We start from the raw sequence: 17,431 nt of genomic DNA on the forward strand, positions 1-17,431 counted from the left end.
TTGCGGGGGCGGCGGGCCGGCGTCAGTAGAGGCCGACGGCGTCGGCGGCCCGGGCGTGTTCGAGGACGCTGGGCTCGAGGGCGGCGGCGCGGTCGATGTGCGGATCGACGTCGCGGTAGGCTTCGGACGCGGCATCCTTGGAGATCGCGGCGGTCGCCACGAGGGCGAATGCGGTGGCGGTGACGGCGACGGCGGCGGCCGTCGCCACGGCGCCAAGGGCGATGCGGTAGGAGACGATGCCCGTGCTGGCCAATCCTTCCGACACCGTGTCGGCGACGTCCCCGGCCGCGCCCGCCACGCCCGCCACGCCGGAAAGCGAGGCCGCGGCGCCGTTCTCGACGTTGGCCTGCGCCAGTTTCTCGGCGATCGCGAGCTGGCTCTTGTAGTCGACCAGCGCCGTGTGCATGACGCTGATCGCGGCAGCGGTGTTGAAGTGCGCATGCGAGGCGGCGGCAAGGTTGTCGCCACAGCGCATGCGCGTCCACAGCTGGTCGAGACCGACGGCGAGGACGCGGTCGCGGTGGAACGGGCTCGCGGGCCGCCGCGGCGAATCGAACACCGGGTTGCTGGTGGCCTGGTGGCCGCCGAAGGTCTCGCCGGGCGCGGGGAGGGCAAGGGCATAGGCGACGTGGGCGCCGAGCGTCGACGGTGCATCGGGGCGCGCCACGTGCAGGAAGCCGGTGTCGGCGGGGGCTTCCGCGGCGCTGCGCAGCGCCCAGCAGAGGTCGAGTCCGTTGCGATGGCCCACCGGCAATTCGGTGCCGACGCCACCGGCGATCACCTGCAGCGGGTCGAACCGGTCGAGGCGTTGGGCGAGATCGGCGTCCTGCTTCCGGCTGGCGGGGCGCCGCAACACCCCGTAGCGGAGGTAGCGCGCATTGGCGTCCGGCAGGCCAAGCGTGCGATAGGGCAGCTGCCCGACTTGCCCGGTGGCGCAGTCCTCCAGGCCACTGCTGCCGCTGGCCGGGCACGGCAGCCGTGCGTTCACCATGGCGAAGGCCAGCAACGCGTCGTCGGCGCGCTGCAACAGGTCGCGGCCGGCGACGTCCTCGCGGTCGCGGGCGGCGACCTGCAGGAAGCGCAGCAGCAGGAGGGTGACGAGACCGATGGCCACGAGGACGACGGCAAGCTCGACGAGCGACGCTCCGCGGGCGCGGCGGGCGGTGGTGGCGGAGTGGTTCATGGCTGCAGTCCTGCCTGGTCCAGGGCGGTGGCGTCGGCCAGCGACCCCGCGGCCAGCGCCTCCATCCGATCGAGGTTGGTCCGCGCGGCGGCGCTCTGGCTACGCGCCGTCACCACGCTGGCCTGGGCTTCTTCGCGCTCCTGGACGGCGCTGACGAGATTGTTGATGGCGATGGCGAGCTGGGCGGTGGCGGTGACGTGCGAGGCGATCCCGGTGGCGATGGCCAGGGCGTCGGGCGGCCAGCCGGCGATCTCCTGGAGGATCGCGACCGCCTCGAGGAAGACGCCGTACGCCACGTCGAATCCCGCGAAGATCTCGTTGGTCCGCGCATTGGCCTCGTTCATCTCCGCGACCTGGATGGCGAAGGTGCGGAACTCGTCGTACTGGCGGGCGACGCGGGCGAGATCGTAGGCCGCATAGGCCGCGCGCGCCGCGCCGTGCACCTGCGCCACGCGGTCCGGACAGGCCAACCGGCTGGCGAATTCGCCCGGGCCCACGGCGCGCACCCGGCGCTCCCCCGCCTGCGTGCTGCCCGGCAGCGCGAAGGCCGCCCCGGCCAGGCCGTCGTGGCCCGCGGGCCCGCCGTGCATCAGCGCGAACGCGGTCGGGATCCCCTCCATGCCGACCAGGCTGAGGCCGTTGGCGGCCTTGAGCGCCATGCAGAAGTCCAGTCCATTGACGTTCCCGGGCTCGGTGGGGGTGGCCGGCGTCACGCCGACCACCGGGGGCAGCAGCGGGGCGAAGCCGTCACCCGGTGACACGGTCAGGGAGGGCTGCACCTGGTAGCGCATGCGCAAGGACGCAGGTAGTCCGAGCGCCTCCACCGGCAGGACGCCCACGCCGTTCTCGATCACGGGAGCGGGCAGTCGGGCGTGCACGAGGACATGGCCCACGAGGGCCTGCTCGGCCTGGGCGAGTTCGCTCGCGGCGAGGTCGCCGGCGGCGACCCGGGGTGCCAGCGGCAGGAAACGCATCAAAACCACGCCGAGCACGCCGAGGACGACGAGCACGACCGCCATTTCCACCAGCGACCAGCCGCCCCCGCGGGTCGGGGCCGCGCGCCTCATGGCGTGCCCCCGCAGGTGCCCGGCTGGACCGCGCCGGTCGCCCCACGGCAGTTGGCCGCCGTCATGATCGCGTTCGCGCCGACCCAGGCCGGCGGGATCTCGGTGCCGCTGGCGCCGCCCCCGGGGTTCAGGGCCCGCAGGGTCTCGCACTGCGCCCGCGCGGCCTCGTAGGCGGTCTGCTTCTCGTCGAACTCCGACTGCTTCTCGGCCAGCGCGGCTTCGAGCCCGAAGGACTTGTAGACGGTCTTCGCATAGGTCTCGCGCTTGTCGTTGTCGGACTGGTTCCAGACGATCAGTGGATCGCACCAGCCGAACACGTTGCAGTCCCAAGGGCCAAGGAACCAGCCGGTGTTGGTGATGTAGTTCTTGATCGGCGGCTGGGGATGGCCCACGGCCGTCAGCTCCGCCCAGGTCGCGGTATCGCGGGCCGTCGCGAGGGCGGCGCGCGCGTCGGCGAGGTCCTGCGTCTTCCACGGGAGGCACTGGCGCTCGCGGACCTGGTCGGCGGTCATGACGTCCGCGTCGCAGGTCTCCAGCCCCCGCAGGGCCTCGCGCTGCGCCGCGCAGCGCCGCTGGCCGACGACGTCGCCGGCCGCGATGCCCGAGCAGAAGGCGATCTGCACCCGCAGCTCGGTCACCGAGGTGGTGATGGCCGCCAGTTCCTTGTCGAGGTTCTCGACCGTCTGCTCCTGCGTCTCCGCCGCGAACTTCGCGGTCATCGCGGCCCGGATCGCCTCCAGCTTGGCCTGCAGCATCGTCTCCTGCTGGGCGCGGGTGTCGAGCCAGGCCTGGTAGCGGGCGTTCCACGCGGCGTCGGATTCGTTCTGCTGGCGGACCGGGGGCGGCGGGTAGTCGATGAGCTCCACCGACGGGATCTGCTCGAGCCGGGTGATGCGGTCGCGGTTCTGGGTGATGTCGAGCTGGAGCGCGGCGAGTTCCGCGGCCGTGGCCTCGGCCTCCTGCCGCAGGCCGTCACGCCACACCGGCGGGTCGACGGTCACCAGCACGCCGCTGCCGTTGACGACCTGGGTCACCCAGCCGCCCTCCGCGCCGGTGCAGGTGCGCTCGGTGGCGGCGCTGATGTCGATGCTCGCGCTCGGAAGGCCTTGCTGGGCCATGTCGCGGGCCTCGATCGTCGTAGCCAGTGCCATCGATGTCGGCACGAGCGCGCCGGCATACAGGGCGGTGGCCCCGGAGGCCAGGCCGATGGCGACGCCCGCCGCGGTCACCGCAGCGGTGTAGGGCGGGATCAGCCCGCAGCCGACGAGCACGACGCAGGACGCGATGGCACTGCTCAGCTGTGCCGATGCGGTGGCCAGCGTGGACACGGAGTTCGCGATGCTGGCGCCGCCGAGCGCCACGGCGATCCCGGCGAAGGCGGTCGACACCGAGGCCATCGCCACGGCCAGCGTGGTGTCCTCGACGTTGCCTTCGTGCTGCTCGACGACTTCGTCGTTGACGTCCACCGCCAGCGCCATGAGGTCCAGCGCGGCCAGGCTCACGCCACCCGGCGAACGCGCATCGACGGTGCCGCAGCCCAGCGTCCTCGCCAGCGAGGCGAAGTCGCGCGCCCGCGTGCGGTCGTCGTAGCGCTCGTCCGCGCCGCGCGACGGCGATTCCATGGCGGCATCGGCGCCCTGGTTCACGCCGTCGAAGCGCCCGCCGGCGTCGCCGGGCGTGGGGCCCGGCGCCGCCAGTGCGTAGGCGACGTTGACGGTCGCGCCGCCGGCGTCGCGCGTCCGCGCGCGGTCCATCCGTACCGTGCTGGCGGTCTGTTGGGCCGCCTCGCCGAGCTTGGCGCAGAAGTCCAATCCGTTGATCGGATCGAGCGAATGCGCGGTCCGATCCCAACGGTGCGGACTGAAGGCGTTGCTCGCGGTCGCGAGATCGGCCTCGCCCTCGCCGCGGAAGACGGTGTAGCGCAGCGGCGCGCCGGGCCGCGTGCCGCCCGGATGCACGGCTTCGAGGGCGCGCAGCGGAAGCCAGCCCTTGCTCCCCGGGGCCACGCAGTCGCTCGCGGCGCTGGTCGGCGTCGCGACGGCGCAGGGCAGGTGGGCGTTCGCGGCGGCGTAGGCCACGAGGGCTTCGTCGGCCCAGCGCAGGGCGATCGCCTGGTCGACGGCATCGCGTACCGGGCGCTCCGCGCGCAGCAGGGTGAAGCCCGCGACGATCGCGCCACCGAGCAGCACCAGCAGCACCAGCACCTGCAGCAAGCCGATGCCCGCGGCGCGCTGCATCGGGCCGCGGCAGGACGCCGGCGTGGGGATGGCATGGAAGGACGGACGCATGGCGGGCCTCCGGTCAGAACTGGGGGGAGGACATCGCCTGCTTCACCAGGTCGTAGACCGGCAGCAGCAGCGCGACGATGAGCAGGATGAACAGGCCGCCCGCGAGCAGGACGACCACGGGCTTGATGATTTCCGAGAGGTTCGCGATCAGGCGTTGGAGGCGCAGGCTGTACTCGCCCGAGAGCCGCGACAGCTGCTGGTCGAGCGTGCCCGTGTCCTCGCCGACCGAGACCATGCGCACGAGCATCGGCGGGAAGCCGCCCACCTGGCGCATCGCCGACGACACGCGGTCGCCGCGTTCGAGCACCTGGCGGATCGCCACGACGCGCTCGCGGTAGTACTCGTCGCGCATCGCGCGCTCCATCACCTTCAGGCTGCTCACCATGTCGACGCCCGCGCGGATCAGCAGGGCGAGGTACTCGGTGAGGAAGGCGAGGCCGGCGGAGTTCATCACGGTCTTCGCGATGGGCAACCGGTGCAGCAGGTTGTGGACGGCGCGGCGGAACGCGCGGCTGTGCCGCCAGGTCACCCAGAGCGCGAAGGCGACCGCGACCAGGCCCAGGAGGATCGAAGCGACGTTGGCGGTGAACCATTCCGAGAAGGCGATCACCGCCACCGTCAGGGGTGGGAGCTTCGCGTTCATCTGCTTGAACAGGCCCGTGAGGTTCGGGATCACGTAGTAGATCCAGAACGCGCCCGCCGCGAAGATCGACGCGAAGACGAAGGCCGGGTAGATCAGGGCCTGCCGCGTGTCGGCGGTCATCTTGGCCACGCGCTCGACGTGGTCGGCGGCCTCGGCCAGCATCAGGTCCATGCTGCCGGTCTCGTCGCCGATCATCACGAGGTTGCGGACGGTCTCCGGGAAGGTGTCGGGATAGCGTGCGAAGGCCTCGCTCATCGACGCGCCGGCGTCGAGCTCGTCCATCAGGTTGCGGGCGACACGCGCGGCGTTCGAGGCGCGGCCGGTGCCGACCTCCTGCGCAACGGCGCGCAGCGCCTCCACCACCGGGATGCCGCTGCTGGTCATCACCGCCATGTCGCGCAGCATGCCCGCCAGCTCCGGCGGGCGGATGTTCGGCCGCACCAGCTGGGCGAGGCTGCGCTGGGTCTGGGCCAGCCAGCCCGGAAGCCGCGTGAGCTGCACCACGGTGGCTTCGAAGTTCTTTTCCAGCCACAGCCGTGCCGAGGCGTCCTGCTCCACCGCGAGCTGGGCGATGCCGCTCCTCGTGCGGCCGCTCGAAAGCAGCAGGCGGTAGTAGTAGACGTTCATGCGGCCGGCCCGTCGCCCACCACTCGCAGCACTTCCGCCGGCGTGGTCTGCCCGAGCGCGACGCGGCGCTTGGCCACGCGGGTCATGTCCGTGAAGCCGGCCGCGTGCGCGAGCGTGCGCACGGCCTCGCGGCCGGCGTCGTCGGCGATGGCGTTGGCGATCGCCTCGTCCAGCACGAGGATCTCGTATACCGGCAGGCGGCCGCGGTAGCCGCTGCCGCGGCAGTGCTCGCAGCCAACGCCGCGACGGCCGCAGGCGTCGGGGTCGTCGATGCCCAACCAGGTGCGCTCGGCGGTGGTGAACGGCACGGAGACGCTGCAGTGCGGGCAGTTCTGCCGCACGAGCCGCTGGTTGACTACCGCCAGCAGGTTGTCGGCGATCACCTGCGCCTCCAACCCGAGCGGCCGCAAGCGTGGCACCACGCCGAAAACGCCGGACACGTGCAGGGTGGACAGCACCAGGTGGCCGGTGGCGGCGGCCTCGATCGCCGCCTGTGCGGTCTCGGCGTCGCGCATCTCGCCGAGCAGGATCACGTCCGGGTCGTGGCGCAGGAAGTGCCGCAGCGCCGAACCGAACTCGTAGCCGGCGCGGCGGTTGACCTCGGTCTGGCAGGCGCCGGGAACCCGGTACTCGATCGGGTCCTCGACGGTGAGCACGTTGCGTTCGATCAGCGACTGCATGCGCAGTGCGGCATGCAGCGAACTGCTCTTGCCGGAGCCGGTCGGGCCGGTGATGAGGATCAGGCCGGCGGGCTTCGCGAACATGCGCTCGAGGCCGGCCACGTCCTCGGGAAAGAAGCCAAGTTCCGCCAGGCCCGAGAGGTCGCTGTGCTCGGGCAGCAGGCGCATCACCATGCGCTCGCCGCCCTCGCTGATCAGCGTGGAGACGCGCACGGTGAGTGCGCTGTCGAGCACGGTGGCCCGGAAGCTGCCGTCCTGAGGCCGGCGCTGCTCGGAGATGTCCATCTCGGCCGCCAGCTTGATGAAGCCGAGCAGGCGTTGCAGCGAGGCCGGCATCGCGAGGATCGGGCGCAGCACGCCGTCGACGCGGAACAGCACGTGGATGCTGCCGTCGGCCGGCGCGATGTGGATGTCGGTGGTGCGCTCGCGCACCGCGAGGTGCAGCAGGTAGTCGAGCAGCTTCTCCGGGCTGTAGGCGTGGTCGACGTCGGCGGCGATACGCTTGAGCTCGCGCTCGAGAAGCGACTCCACCGGATTCTGCGCGAAGTAGTAGGTGTAGCGGATCAGCTGGGCGACGCGGGTGAATTCGCCCTGGACGAACTGGCAGCGCAGGCCGGAGCGCTGCAGAACCAGCTGCGCCACGGCGTCCGCGTCGGCGTCGCCGAGCAGCACCTCGAGCGCGTTGTCGACGCGGCGCAGCGGCAGGAAGGCACGCAGCAGGCAGAGTTCGCGGTTGAACAGCGCCAGCACCTGCGGATCGGCCTGCGGCAGCGTGTCGACCGGCGTGAACGGCATGCCCTGCAGCTCGGCGATGACGCGCACGATCGCCGTCTCGCTGGCGAGGCCGTGCTTCACCAGCAGCCGGCCGAAACGCTGCCCTTCGATCGCGTGTTTCTGCAGCGCGTACTGCAGCTGCGCCCCGTTGAGCAGGCCGCGCTCGACCAGGATCCTCCCGAGGCGCTGCGCCTCCTGGCCCGCCACGGCGTTGGGTGCGGCGTTAACGGCGGCCATGGCGCGTTGCTCCGACATGGGCCATCGCCGCGGCGAGTTCGGCGGACTCGCCGGCGCTGGCGCGCAGTGCGACCAGGCGGCGGCTGGCGCCGTCGATGTCGCCTTGCCGGGCCTCGAGCAGGGCGAGGTTGATGCTGGCGTTGCGGTCGCCGGGCACGCGCTGCAGCAGCTCGCGGTAGCGTGCCGTGGCCTCGATGTCGTCCTCGGCGCGATGCGCGACCCAGGCCTGCATCCGCAGCAGGGTGAGGCTGCGCGCCGGCAGCAGCGCCTCGAGCGTGGCCAGTCCCGCCCGGGCGGCCTCGAGGTCGTCGGCACGCAGGGCGCGCTCGACGGCGGTGATCGCCCTGGCGACGCCTTGCGCGTCGACGTCGCCGATCGGCACGCCGGTGGCGGGTGTGGGCGGTGCGGCCGCGGCCGGGGCGCCGGCCAGGGCGGCGCCGGACAGCGCGGAGGCGATGAGCGCCATCCCCAGCGCGCGCCGGAGGTGATCGATGCACCGGCTCACAGCACGGTCACCCGCAGGACCATCACCAGCTCACGGCTGTCGTGCTGCTGGCTGCGTGATCCGAACAGTCGTCCGAGGCCGGGCACGTCGGAGACCCCGGGGATGCCCTGGTCGCTGTTCTCGGTCTGCTGGTCGATCAGGCCGCCCATCAGCACGGTGTCGCCATCGCGCAGGTTCAGGGTGGTCGTCATGCCCTTGAAGCTGATGACCGGCAGGGTCACGGCGTTGCCTTCGCCGACCTCGACCAGTTCGAGGCTTCCCGGGGCGACGTCGGTCTGCATCGGGTGCACCAGCAGTTCGACCTTGCCGTCGTCGTGGATCAGCGGCGCGACGCCGATCACCACGCCCGCGAACAGCGATTCGGTCTGCACGTCGGAGGAGGTGTTGGTGGCCCCGCCGCCGGGGTTGCTGAAACTGGTCGTGGACTTGCTGACGTAGCGGATGTTGCGGCCGACGCTCAGGTAGGCCGGCGTGGCGTTGCGGACGCGGAGGCTGGGGTTGGACAGCACCTTGACGTTGCCGAAGCCGCGCAGCGCGTTCAGAGCGGCGGAGAAGGTGTCGCCGGCGTAGGCGAGGCCGGTGCCCCGGCCCAGCGGGCTGCCAACCGTCTGGCGCGGGATCGTCAGCAGGCGGTCGAGGGTGTTGTCGCGCGCGCCAGGCAGGGCGCCGGAGACCGGGTCGAGCTGGATCGGCGCGTCGCCGTAGATGCCAGCCACCCGGCCGCGCAGCAGGTTCCAGTCGACGCCGTACTGGAACCGGTCGCTGAGCTGGACGTCGATCAACTGGGCTTCGACCAGGACCTGCCGGCCGAGGATGCGCTGCTGGCGCTCGATCACCCCCGCGATCGCGCGCACCTGCGAGGGGCGGGCGCGCACGAACAAGGTGCCGGTCAGCGGGTCGAGGCTGTACCGCGCCGCCTCGCGATCGGTCGCGGCACGGCCGCCCGCCTCGTCCTTGAGGATCGCTTCGATCGCCGCCGTGATCTGCTTGTTGGGATCGTTCTCCTTGCCGACGCTGCCATCGAGGATCAGCGTGCCGCGCAGGGAGTCGCCGCCGCCGCCGGCACCGCTGCTTCCGGCGCCGAACACGTCGCCACCGGTGCTCATCTCGAGCGAGGTGGTGCTGTTGAGCATGTCCAGCTGGAACACGCGCTCCTGCATCGGGGCGACGATCAGCGCGCCGCCGCGCGTCTCGCCGTGCAGGTCGAAGGCGGCAAGGATGTGGTCGTACACCTCGCGGGCCGTCACGTCCTTCAGGAACAGGCTGGCGCGCTGGTCGCGGGCCTGGACGCTCGGGTCGATGATGAGGTTCATGCCGAGCTGCTCGGCCAGCGCCCAGAGCAGCGCGTTGACGTTCGCGTCGCTCATGTTGATGGTGACCACGCGGTTCTCGAGCGGGTCGTACGCCGGCGCGAGCGCTGCCGCCGGCATCGGCGCGGGCTGCACGCGTTCGAGTTCACGGCGCAGCCGGGCGTTCTCCTCGGCCAGTGCGGCCGACTCGCCGGCCACCTTGCCGGTCAGCTGCTGCAGCGCGGTCGGATCGGTGGCGGGCAGGTCGCGCACGCTGCGCGGCGTGGTGCTGCATCCGGCACCAAGGGTCGCGACGGCGATCGCGAGGGCCAGGGCGGTGGCGCTGCGGCGGGCGTGCTTCGGAGGGAAAAGGCTCATGCTCATGCTCGGTCGTGGGTTCCGTGATTCATCGCGTCTGCGCGGCCAACCAGCCGAGCAGCGCGGTCGCGCCCTCGGCCAGCACCACGTCGTCGTATCGGGCATCGGCCGGGCGCGAGGGGGCGGCGATGCAGAGTCGGCTCGCACTGGCCATCCCCGCATTGACGCCGTCGAAGCCGGGGTGCGCCGGACCGGCGCCGTCGGCATCGCGCACCGGGGCGACCAGGACGAACGCCGGGTTGGACTGCACGGCGGCGCAGTCCTCGGGCGAGGCCGCGGTGCCCGGCCCGGTCAGATAGGGGCGATCGCTGCCGCGGGGCCGTCGCGCCGCGGCCGCCAGCGCGACACGGAACGGCGTGCTGCCCTCCAGCGTTCCGCCGGGAGTGGCCGGCGCCACGAGGTCGGCGCCGCCGGCGCGGGCCACGGCATAGCGCAGGCGCTGCTCGCGGTCGGGTCGCGTCAGTCCGAGGCTTTCATACGGCAGCCAGCCCACCTGGATCCCGGCAGGGCAGCTTCCCGCCAGGCCCTCGCGTGCGCCGTCACCGAAGTCGCTCAGGTCCGGGCAGGGCAGGCGGTGGTGGCGCAGCGCGAACGTGCGCACGGCCTGGCGGGCGCGTTCGGCGTCAGCCCGCGCGTTGCTGCGATCGCCCATGCGCGCCGCGTCGCCGAGGCCGGTGCCGACGACCACGCCGAGCAGGCCGAGGATCGACAGCACCACGGCGAGTTCCACCAGGCTCACGCCGGCGGCGCGGCTCGGGCCGGAAGACCTTGGCTGGGGGGCGCGTCGCGCCATCTCAGCGCCCCTGCCCCGCGGTTGCCGGCGCGCCCGGACCCGGCGGGGCCACGTCGGTGCGCAGCTGGCGGCGGAGGGCATCGAAACGGACCTGCAGCGCATCGATCGCCGCATCGCGCTGGGGCGTCTTCGGGGTTGCCAGGGCCGCCTGCATCTCCCGCGCGAGGGCCTGCATCTGCAGGCTGACTTCCATGTTGTGCCGCAAGCCGGCGAGGTCGATCTGCGCCTTGACCGCCGGGTCGTCGATGGCCTCGAGCACCTCCAAGGCCTTGCGCATGTGCACGCTGTTGGCTTCCGAGCGCTGCAGCGCGTCCTCGACCATCAGAGACATCGTCTCCTGCAGGGCCGCGACGTGCCGTTCGCGCGGGCTCGCGGTGCCGGCGTCGTCGCCGGCGATGCCGTCCGCGGGAAGACCGGTCGCCCACGGCGGCGGCGCTTCCGACGCGGTGGGCGCCACGGCGGCGGCCGTCGCTTCCGGTCGCGGCACGCCGTCGGCGTCCACGCCGCGCGGCGCGTCGGATCGCGGCGCCACCGGCCCCACCGGCGCAACGGTCCGCAGGGTGGCGACGGCCAGCACGCCGACGCCCACCAGCAGTAGCGTGCCGATGGCCAGGTGGCGGCGGCTCATCGCCCGTCCCCTGCGGTCGCGCCGGCTTCGCCCGGCGTGCGCAGCACGAGCGTGTGCATCTGCCCTTCCCCGTCTTCGATGCGCACGGCGCGAGCGCCGATGTGGCGGACGATCGCGCCGTCCGGCAGTCGCGCCCCCGCGCCGACGAGGGCGCCGTCGATCATGGCGCGAGGACGCAGGTCGCGCCCGGACACGATGAAGGCGAGGGTCCGCGCCGGCGGAGCGCCCGGCGCCAGCGCGTCCTCGCCGCTCGCGGCGCCGAGGGCCGCTGCGCCGACGCCCCGGGCGGGTGGAAGCGCGATGATCGACGGTCCAGCGACGCGTACCGGTGCCGCCACGAGCGCCGCGAGGGTCGTGCGCGCCTGGTCGGTGCGGCGGAGGTCGGCCTCGATCCGCATCGCCGTGCCGGTGTCCACGTCGGAACCGGCCCGCGACAGCGCCGCCGGCTTGGCGAGGATCATCGAGCCGATCCAGCCGGCCACGGCCAGCCAGGCCACGAGTGCGAGGAGCGCGAACTGCTTCGGCGTCATGGCATGGCTCCCGGAGCGGCAGCGGGGGCTCGCGTGAGCTGGTAGGAGAAGACGCCGCCAGCGGCGCCAGCGCGGGCGTTGCCCGACTGCGGATCGACGGCCGTCGGCACGTAGCCGGACTCGCGCAGGCGTTGCACGAAACGGGCGATCTGCTGCCCGCCCTCGACGCCACCGGGCGAGGCCCCGTAGTTGACGAGGCCATCGACCCGCAGCGAGTGGCTGCCGTCGGTCGTGGGATCGAGGCGCAGCCGCAGGATGCGGACGTCCTCCCCGGCGGCATCGCGCAGCATCACCAGCGTCGCGGTCGGATCGAGGGCCTGGGCGAGGGTGCTGGCCCGGCCGACAAAGTCGAGCACGGCGGGGTACTCCGCTGGCACCGACGCATTTCCCTCGATGGCGGTCGCCCGTTCTTCGAGGCGCTCGGTGTCGGCACGCAGCGTCGCCGCGCCGCTGCGTGCCTCGTGCGCCGACAGCGTCCAGCGCCCGCCCAGGGCCGCGAGCCCGATGGCGAGCACCAGCGACGCGACGCTGGCCCAGGGGAGCAGTCGCTCGGCTGCGAACATGGCCCGCGCCACCCCCGAGTTGACGGCGACAGCCGGCGAGGCGTCGGCGAGCAGCGCGGGCACGCCACTGCGGTGCCGGTGCCCCGACGCGTCGGTCACGACCGCGTGCGGTGCGAGGCGCACGGTGGCCCCGCTGTTGGCGGCGAAGATCTCGAGCAGGGCCTCGTCCAACGGGGCGTCCGCGGCCACTGGCATGCCCGGCACGCCGGCGATCGCCGGGGCCGGGTTCGCCGCGACGGCCGGCGTGTCGGCGTACTCGTCCTGCCCGTCGAAGCTCATCGACGGCCCGGCGTGCGCCGCCTGCGGGTTCCGCTCCGTCGGGACCTCGTCCAGCGGCGGATCGGACAGCGCCGGCTCGATGCGTCGCGACCTTCCCGTGCCGGTGCTCCCGTGCGGTACACCGAGGGCGGTCATCGCGCCGATCCATTCGATCGTCGGCGCATCGACCGCGCCATCGTCCCCGGCGCTCAGCAGCATCCCGGCGCGTTCGCCCAGCGCGGCGACGGTCATCGCGAGATCGGCGCGCGAGTCGCTGAAGGCGAGCGCCGAGGCGTAGACCGGCCCGCTGCGCAGCGACGCCAGAAAGACCAACTTGCGGCCGCTGTGCAGGACGACGCCCTGGCCGGGACGGAGACGCTTCCACAGCAGCGCGACCACGGGCACCAGCAGGCAGTGGTCGTCCTGCTGGTCGGCCCAGGCGAACAGCTGCTGCCAGCGATCGAGTGGCACCGCCGTGTACAGGGCCTGGTAGCCGTTGCCCACGGTCCGCACCTGGTGCACGAGCACCTTTGCGTCGCCGTCGATCAGGCCATCCGAGCGCAGTCGCCGTTCGATCAGCGCCACGGCGTGCGACGGGCTGCCCTCCAGCGAGGCGACGTCGCTCACCGCACCGTCGAAGTCGGTCAGCACGATGGTGGCGCGTTCTACGCGCGGCCGGGCGTCGAGCACGGCCACGACGGAGCCGTCGAAGGCCAGCCAGCGGCCGTCCTGGTGCATCAGCAGGCGCGGATTCATGGGGTCTCCGACGTGCGGAAGAGCAGGGTTCCGCGCAGCGTCACCATCAGCGGCGGGCTGCGCGGGTCGGTCGTTTCGAACAGTCCTTCGTCCGGTCGCGTCACGGACAGGTCGAAGGCGTCGGCGCCGAACAGGCGGCGCTCGTCGCGGGCCACCGAGGCCAGGAGGTGGTTCACGTCTTCCCTCGGCATCGGCGACTGCGCCACGTTGATCAGGCGCTCGCCCCACCGCTCCCCGACGTGGCCGGAAGCGCGCGCCTCCTCGACGAGGCGCTCGGCGCTTTCCGCAAGGCGGGCCCGCAGCTCGGCCTCGCGCAGGCGCTGCTCCGCGGCGGCGAGCGACTGCTGGGCCGCGGCGAGCTCGCCATAGGCGTCGCCGAGCGACTGCCTCGCGGTCGTGAACCACGCCGCGGCGAGCAGCAGCGCCCCGAGGGTGATCGCGAAGCCGGCGAGCGAGGCCTTGCGCGAGCCGGCGACGCGCCGGAGACGATGGGGGACAGCGAGGCTCATGGCCTTGGCCTCACTGGTTCATCTTGAGGTGGGCGACCATGACGCGGACCTGGTCGGCGTCCGTCGCCGCCGCGTTGATGTCGTTGGCGCCGCCGCTCCCGGTGATGTCCTGCGTGTTGTTCCCCGACCACTCGATGCCGGGGTCGAACGCGGTGCCGGTGGCGCGCACCACGCCTTCCTGGCGGAAGGCGCCGTTCTGGGCGTCCGGCTTGCCGTCGATGGCCTGGTCGAGCGCCCGCGCGAGGTCCGGCGTGAGACCGGTGATCACCATGACGTTGCCGGAGCCCGACGCGGTGCCGGGGCGGTTCCATTGGAAGCAGATCTGGATTTCCTGCGGGTTGCCGTTGGTGTCGAGGTAGACGTAGCGGTCCTCGAGTCCTTCGCCGCGCCCCGGCGGCAGGGTCACGCCGGCCTTGCGCATCAGGTCGCGCAGGTTGAACTCGTCGCCGGACTGCACGGGGCGGGCCATGCCGGGTCCGGCGTTGCCGCGGCAGATCGCCGCTGGCTCGGTGGCGCCTGACATGTCGCCGCCGGACAGGGTCGTGCCGTTGCCGGCGAAGTTGAAGCCATTGACCATCAGGCGCGGCGCGGTCTGGTTGTCGCCGATGGGGGCGCCGAGCCGCTGGTTGTAGGTGTTGTAGGCCACCACCCACTGGTCGACGAACTTCTGCTTGATGCGGGTGTACTCGGCGTTGCGCTGGACGTCGCGGCCGATCATCACGGCGCCGAGGATGACGCCGATGATGACGAGGACCACCGCCATCTCGACCAGGGTGAAGCCGGCTTGGCGGGTGCCGCGTTCGCCGCGCGTGGGTTGTGCTCGCATGTCGTTGCCCCTCGGGAATCGATGAGACTGCACAGGCGAGGACGCCCACGCCGGTGCATTGGCGTGGACGCTAGGTGATCGGTGTAAGAGCCCCGTAAGAGGGCGTCGGTGGGCGGCGTCAGCGCCCGAGGCGGGCGGCCAGGGCCGCGGCCTCGCGCCGTAGCGCGGAGCCTTCCACGTGGAGGTCGTCCAGGGCCGGTCCGGCCTCGGCGAGGTGTCCACGCGCCGAGGCGGGGTCCCCCGCCGCCTCGGCGATCTGTGCTGCGGTCAGCTGCATCACCGCGAGGTCGAGCCGGCTGCCGCCGCGGCGTACGCCGGCCACGGCATGCTCGATCGTCGCGGTCGCGGCGGCCGACCGCCCGGCATCGAGCAACAGCCTCGCCTTCAAGCGCTGGAGGCGCCACCGCACGGCATCGAAGGCGGTATCCGCCGGCGTCGATGGCCAAGCGAACAGGGTTTCGAGCACGTCCTCCGCGGGTCGACCGGCCCGCCACGCGACCTCGAGGGCGAGGATGGCCTGGCTCCACCACTCCGTCCGCGATTCCTGGGGATGGCCAAGCAGTTCCTCGACGTAAGGTGCGATCCGCGCGCGGGCCGCCTCGGGTGCCTCGCGATGCAGTTCGATCCGGGCGGTATTGAACACCGCCCGCCGCAAGGCCGGATCGTCGGCCTCCAGGTGCTCGCGACGGATCGCCAGCGAGCCTTCGACCAGCGGCAGGGCGGCCGAAGGATCGCCGCGTTCGTCGAGCAGCAGGCCGAGGTTGTTCATCGCGATGGCGATCGACATCCGGTCGTCGGGCTCGGTGGTCCGCGCAAGGTGCAACGTCCTGCGCAGCAGGCCTTCGGCTTCCTCGAGGCGGCCGAGGTCCCAGTAGACGATGCCCAGTTCGGCGATGGCCGAGGCCGTCATCGGGCTCGCCTCGCCGTAGAGGCGCAGTGCGATGGCATGGCTTTCCCGGAGCGCGGGCAGGGCGTCCTCGAAGCGCCGCTGCTGGGCATAGGCGCGGCCGAGGCCGCTCAACGCGTTGTGCAGCGAGTAGTCGCCGGATGCGCCGACCTGCCGGGCGAGCGCGATCGCCTCCTCGTAATAGGGAAGCGCGGCCTCCGGGCGGCCATCGAGGCGCTCGACGAGGCCGAGGTTGTTGAGTGTCGAGATCACCTGGTCGATCTCCTCGGGCGGGAGCTGGCGGCGCAGGCGCAGCGACTCCACGAGGGCGTCCCGGGCCTCGTCGTAGCGGCGTACCGCGCGCAGCGCGAGGCCGACGTGGTTCAAGGCCGAGCCGAGGCCGTCGGTGTCGTCGTGTCCATGCTCGCGCCGCAGCGCCGCCGCCCGCTGCGCGAAGGCCAGGGCCTCATCGCCCCGGGCTTCGTTGCCGGCGATGACCGACTGGTGTTCGAGCGCCTCGATCGCGACGAGCGCATCCTCATCGCGGCCCTCGGCCAGCGCCACGGCTCGCGCCAGCAGTGACTTGGCCTCCCTGTCCTCGCCAAGGCTGGCGTAGGCACCGCCGAGCGCAAGCAGCAGTCGTGCCTGCACCCCGGGTTGCCCGGCCAGGTCGCGCTCGATGCGTTCGGCGCCGGCCTTGAGGACGTCGCGGGCACGCAGGTCGCGTTGGCCGCCATCGAGGCGCACGTTGGCGGCATCGAAGGCGCCGACCATGAATTGGCTGACCTGCTCGGCGGTGGCTGCGGCCTCGCGGGCGCGATCGCGTTCCTGCACCAGCTGCGCGGTGAAGCCCGCCGCCATCGCCAGGCCCACGCCCGCGGCGATGGCGCCACCCCGGTAGCGGCGGAGGAACAGCAGGCCGCGCCGCGGCCATGCCGCCGGACGCGCCGAGACCGGGAGGTGGTCGCGGTATCGGCCGAGGTCGGAGCGCAGTGCCGCCACGTCGGGGTAGCGCGCGCCCGGCTCCAGGGCCGTGGCCTTGGCCACGATGGCGTCGAGGTCCCCGCGCAGCTGGCGCCTCCAGGCGAGCGCTGCGCCGGCGGCGAAGTCGCTGGGCCGCCGCGCTGGACGGGCGATGTCGCCGGCGCCCCGCTGCATCGGAGCGTCGGCGAGGAGCTCGGCGAGGACGATCCCGAGCGAGAACACGTCGGAGGCCACCCCGGGCCGGCCACCGGCGACCTGTTCGGGGCTGGCGTAGGCGGGCGTGCAGTAGGTGCCGGCTCGCCGCTCGGAGGCCCCATCGGTGGCGTCCGAGCCGATCCACCGCGCGATGCCGAAGTCGAGCAGCATCGGCGTGCCGTCGGCGCGCACGAGGATGTTCGACGGCTTCAGGTCGCAGTGCACGACGAACTGCCGGTGGGCGTAGGCCACGGCGTCGCAGAGCCGGTCGAACAGCGCGAGGCGGGCCTCGAGCGTCGGTGCGTCCTCGTGCCGCCAGCGGTTGAGGGGTCTTCCCTCGACGTGTTCGAGGACGAGGAAGGGCTGCCCGCCGGGCGTCGAGCCGCCGTCATACAGACGCGCGACGCCCGGATGCACAAGGCCGGCGAGCAGCGCGCGCTCCGCATCGAGGTGGCTGGCGGCCTCGGCGTCGGCGGGACGGCGCAGGATCTTGACGGCGACCCGTTGCCGGAACAGGCCATCATCGCGCTCGGCCACGAACACGCTGCCCATGCCGCCCTGCCCCAGGCGCTCGGTGAGGGTCCAGTGCCCCAAGCGATCGCCGACGGCCAACTCCTCGGTATCGCCGCGTGACACCAGGGCACGCAGCGGTTCCAGCGACTGCTGGAAGACGGCGGCGGCGACCGTATCGAGCGACTCCGTGCGTGCGTCGACGGACAGCGTGGCGCCGGCCTCGGGCGGAAGGGGGGCCGGCGATCGCGGGCCGGTGGGCTCGTCGCGGTCTTCCATGGCGTCGGGCGTGCGTAGGGGGGGCGGCCGTCCGACTATGCCA

Annotated in this window: 14 protein-coding genes; all 14 read right to left on the bottom strand. The window is 72.7% G+C overall.

Features of this window, described 5'->3' with window-relative positions:
* Positions 1–22 precede the first annotated feature (22 nt).
* On the bottom strand, positions 23–1,183 hold the full coding sequence (locus ACYVAK_RS13035; protein ID WP_461061666.1) for a hypothetical protein: 1,161 nt from the start codon (positions 1,181–1,183) through the stop codon (positions 23–25).
* Positions 1,180–2,250: a hypothetical protein gene (locus ACYVAK_RS13040; RefSeq protein WP_461061668.1), complete on the bottom strand. Its 1,071-nt coding sequence runs from the start codon at positions 2,248–2,250 to the stop codon at positions 1,180–1,182. Before ACYVAK_RS13040 ends, ACYVAK_RS13035 begins: the two co-directional genes overlap by 4 nt.
* Positions 2,247–4,538, bottom strand: a complete 2,292-nt coding sequence (locus ACYVAK_RS13045) for a hypothetical protein (protein ID WP_461061670.1) — start codon at positions 4,536–4,538, stop codon at positions 2,247–2,249. Before ACYVAK_RS13045 ends, ACYVAK_RS13040 begins: the two co-directional genes overlap by 4 nt.
* Positions 4,539–4,551: 13 nt before the next feature.
* Positions 4,552–5,808, bottom strand: coding sequence for a type II secretion system F family protein (locus tag ACYVAK_RS13050; RefSeq protein ID WP_461061672.1), 1,257 nt, complete (start codon positions 5,806–5,808; stop codon positions 4,552–4,554).
* Positions 5,805–7,499 (bottom strand): GspE/PulE family protein, encoded by a 1,695-nt coding sequence (locus tag ACYVAK_RS13055; protein ID WP_461061674.1) that lies wholly within the window; start codon positions 7,497–7,499, stop codon positions 5,805–5,807. Before ACYVAK_RS13055 ends, ACYVAK_RS13050 begins: the two co-directional genes overlap by 4 nt.
* Positions 7,486–7,965 (bottom strand): hypothetical protein, encoded by a 480-nt coding sequence (locus ACYVAK_RS13060; protein WP_461061676.1) that lies wholly within the window; start codon positions 7,963–7,965, stop codon positions 7,486–7,488. Before ACYVAK_RS13060 ends, ACYVAK_RS13055 begins: the two co-directional genes overlap by 14 nt.
* A 35-nt stretch (positions 7,966–8,000) precedes the next feature.
* Positions 8,001–9,671 carry a pilus (MSHA type) biogenesis protein MshL gene (mshL, locus tag ACYVAK_RS13065; RefSeq protein ID WP_461061678.1) on the bottom strand — a complete coding sequence of 557 codons (1,671 nt, stop codon included), beginning with the start codon at positions 9,669–9,671 and terminating at the stop codon, positions 8,001–8,003.
* Positions 9,672–9,699: 28 nt separating this feature from the next.
* On the bottom strand, positions 9,700–10,410 hold the full coding sequence (locus ACYVAK_RS13070) for a type II secretion system protein (protein ID WP_461061680.1): 711 nt from the start codon (positions 10,408–10,410) through the stop codon (positions 9,700–9,702).
* A gap of 55 nt (positions 10,411–10,465) precedes the next feature.
* Positions 10,466–11,092, bottom strand: a complete 627-nt coding sequence (locus ACYVAK_RS13075) for a hypothetical protein (protein ID WP_461061682.1) — start codon at positions 11,090–11,092, stop codon at positions 10,466–10,468.
* Positions 11,089–11,622 (bottom strand): hypothetical protein, encoded by a 534-nt coding sequence (locus ACYVAK_RS13080; RefSeq protein WP_461061684.1) that lies wholly within the window; start codon positions 11,620–11,622, stop codon positions 11,089–11,091. The genes ACYVAK_RS13075 and ACYVAK_RS13080 overlap by 4 nt, the downstream gene beginning before the upstream one ends.
* Positions 11,619–13,199 (bottom strand): hypothetical protein, encoded by a 1,581-nt coding sequence (locus ACYVAK_RS13085; protein ID WP_461061686.1) that lies wholly within the window; start codon positions 13,197–13,199, stop codon positions 11,619–11,621. The genes ACYVAK_RS13080 and ACYVAK_RS13085 overlap by 4 nt, the downstream gene beginning before the upstream one ends.
* Positions 13,196–13,708 (bottom strand): hypothetical protein, encoded by a 513-nt coding sequence (locus ACYVAK_RS13090; protein WP_461061688.1) that lies wholly within the window; start codon positions 13,706–13,708, stop codon positions 13,196–13,198. The genes ACYVAK_RS13085 and ACYVAK_RS13090 overlap by 4 nt, the downstream gene beginning before the upstream one ends.
* Positions 13,709–13,718: 10 nt before the next feature.
* Positions 13,719–14,534, bottom strand: coding sequence for a type II secretion system protein (locus ACYVAK_RS13095; RefSeq protein WP_461061690.1), 816 nt, complete (start codon positions 14,532–14,534; stop codon positions 13,719–13,721).
* Positions 14,535–14,652: 118 nt separating this feature from the next.
* A complete protein-coding gene (locus ACYVAK_RS13100) occupies positions 14,653–17,388 on the bottom strand; it encodes a serine/threonine-protein kinase (protein WP_461061692.1) in 2,736 nt (911 codons plus the stop codon).
* Between the last annotated feature and the right edge of the window lie 43 nt (positions 17,389–17,431).

The organism is Silanimonas algicola (genome assembly GCF_054777375.1).